Annotated in this window: 1 protein-coding gene; it reads right to left on the bottom strand. The window is 69.6% G+C overall.

Annotated elements, in window-relative coordinates; all coding sequences use genetic code 11:
- Positions 1 to 2,882, bottom strand: a 2,882-nt coding sequence (carB, locus tag PUR61_RS01575; protein ID WP_329874825.1) for a carbamoyl-phosphate synthase large subunit, incomplete at its 3' end; no start/stop codon positions are given.
- Positions 2,883 to 2,884: the final 2 nt, after the last annotated feature.

Consider the following 2,884-nt stretch of genomic DNA (forward strand, 5'->3'; position numbering starts at 1 on the left):
CCCTTGGTGGGGAGGGCGCCGTAGGCGCCGGTCTGGGATTTGGCGTAGGCGGTGCCGAAGACCTTGTCGATGCCCATGACCTCGCCGGTGGAGCGCATCTCCGGGCCGAGGACGGTGTCGACACCGCGGCCGTGGACGTCCCGGAACCGGCTCCAGGGCATCACCGCCTCCTTGACCGCGATCGGCGCGTCCGCGGGCAGCGTGCCCCCGTCGCCCTCCGCCGGGAGCAGCCCCTCGGCGCGCAGTTCGGCGACGGTGGCGCCCAGGGAGATGCGGGCGGCGGCCTTGGCGAGCGGGACGGCCGTGGCCTTGGAGGTGAACGGCACGGTGCGCGAGGCGCGGGGGTTGGCCTCCAGGACGTAGAGGATGTCGCCGGACAGGGCGAACTGGATGTTGATCAGTCCGCGGACGCCCACGCCGCGGGCGATCGCCTCGGTCGAGGTCCGCAGGCGCTTGATGTCGTGGCCGCCGAGGGTGATCGGGGGCAGCGCGCAGGCGGAGTCGCCGGAGTGGATGCCGGCTTCCTCGATGTGTTCCATGACGCCGCCGAGGTAGAGCTCGGTGCCGTCGTAGAGGGCGTCGACGTCGATCTCGACGGCGTCGTCGAGGAAGCGGTCGATGAGGACGGGGTGTTCGGAGACGAGACCGGCGTGGCGTTCCAGGTAGGAGGCGAGGGAGGTCTCGTCGTAGACGATCTCCATGCCGCGTCCGCCCAGCACGTAGGAGGGACGGGCCAGGACCGGGTAGCCGATCTCGTCGGCGATGGCCTTCGCGTCCTCGAAGGAGAACGCGGTGCCGTGCTTGGGGGCGGGCAGGCCCGCCTCGCGCAGGACCCGGCCGAAGGCGCCGCGCTCCTCCGCGAGGTCGATCGCCTCCGGCTGGGTGCCGGCGATGGGCACGCCGTTGTCCTTCAGGGCCTGGGCCAGGCCCAGCGGCGTCTGGCCGCCGAGCTGGACGATCACCCCGGCCAGCGGTCCGGCCTGCCGCTCGGCGTGGACGATCTCCAGGACGTCCTCCAGGGTGAGCGGCTCGAAGTAGAGCCGGTCGGAGGTGTCGTAGTCCGTGGAGACGGTCTCCGGGTTGCAGTTGACCATCACCGTCTCGTACCCGGCGTCCGACAGCGCGAAGGAGGCGTGCACGCAGGAGTAGTCGAACTCGATGCCCTGACCGATCCGGTTCGGCCCCGAACCCAGGATGATCACCGCGGGCTTCGTGCGCGGCGCCACCTCGCTCTCCTCGTCGTAGGAGGAGTAGAAGTACGGGGTGCGCGCCGCGAACTCCGCCGCGCAGGTGTCCACCGTCTTGAAGACCGGACGGATCCCCAGCGCGTGCCGCACCTCGCGCACCACGTCCGGGCGCAGCCCGCGGATCTCGCCGATCTGCTGGTCGGAGAAGCCGTGCCGCTTGGCGTGGCGCAGCAGGGCGGGGGTGAGTTCGGGGGCGTCGGCGAGTTCGCCGGCGATCTCGTCGAGGAGGAAGAGCTGGTCGACGAACCAGGGGTCGATCCTGGTGGAGTCGAACACCTCGCCGGGGGTGGCGCCGGCGCGGATGGCGTCCATGACGGTGTTGACGCGTCCGTCGGTGGGGACGGCGGCCCGGGCGAGGAGTTCGGCCTTGTCGCCGACCGGGCCGGCCCAGGTGAACTGGGAGCCCTTCTTCTCCAGGGAGCGCAGGGCCTTGTTGAGGGCCTCGGGGAAGTTGCGGCCCATGGCCATGGCCTCGCCGACGGACTTCATGGTGGTGGTGAGGGTGGCGTCGGCGCCGGGGAACTTCTCGAACGCGAAGCGCGGGACCTTGACGACGACGTAGTCGAGGGTCGGCTCGAAGGAGGCGGGGGTCTGCTCGGTGATGTCGTTGGGGATCTCGTCGAGGGTGTAGCCGACGGCGAGTTTCGCGGCGATCTTCGCGATCGGGAAGCCGGTGGCCTTGGAGGCCAGCGCGGAGGACCGTGAGACGCGCGGGTTCATCTCGATGACGATGACCCGGCCGTCCTCGGGGTTGACGGCGAACTGGATGTTGCAGCCGCCCGTGTCGACACCGACCTCGCGGATCACCGCGATGCCGATGTCGCGCAGGATCTGGTACTCGCGGTCGGTGAGCGTCATCGCGGGGGCGACGGTGATCGAGTCACCGGTGTGCACGCCCATCGGGTCGAAGTTCTCGATGGAGCAGACGACCACGACGTTGTCGCTCGTGTCGCGCATCAGTTCCAGCTCGTACTCCTTCCAGCCCAGGATCGACTCCTCCAGGAGGACCTCGGTGGTCGGCGACAGCGTCAGGCCCTGGCCGGCGATACGGCGCAGTTCCTCCTCGTCGTGGGCGAACCCCGACCCGGCGCCGCCCATCGTGAACGACGGACGCACCACGACCGGGTAACCGCCCAGGGTGTCGACCCCCGCGACCACCTCGTCCATCGTGTGACAGATCACCGAACGCGCCGACTCACCGTGGCCGATCCGCGCGTTGACGGCCTCCACCACGCCCTTGAACAGCTCCCGGTCCTCACCCTTGTTGATCGCCTCGACGTCCGCGCCGATCAACTCGACCCCGTACTTCTCCAGGGTCCCGGCCTTGTGCAGCGCGATCGCCGTGTTCAACGCGGTCTGACCACCCAGCGTCGGCAGCAACGCGTCCGGCCGCTCCTTCGCGATGATCTTCTCCACGAACTCCGGCGTGATCGGCTCCACGTACGTCGCGTCCGCGATCTCCGGATCCGTCATGATCGTCGCCGGGTTCGAGTTCACCAGCACCACCCGCAGACCCTCGGCCCGCAACACCCGGCACGCCTGCGTACCCGAGTAGTCGAACTCCGCCGCCTGACCGATCACGATCGGGCCGGAACCGATCACCAGAACGGACTTGATGTCACTGCGCTTAGGCACGC

Source organism: Streptomyces sp. BE20 (assembly GCF_036322525.1).
Lineage (GTDB): Bacteria > Actinomycetota > Actinomycetes > Streptomycetales > Streptomycetaceae > Kitasatospora.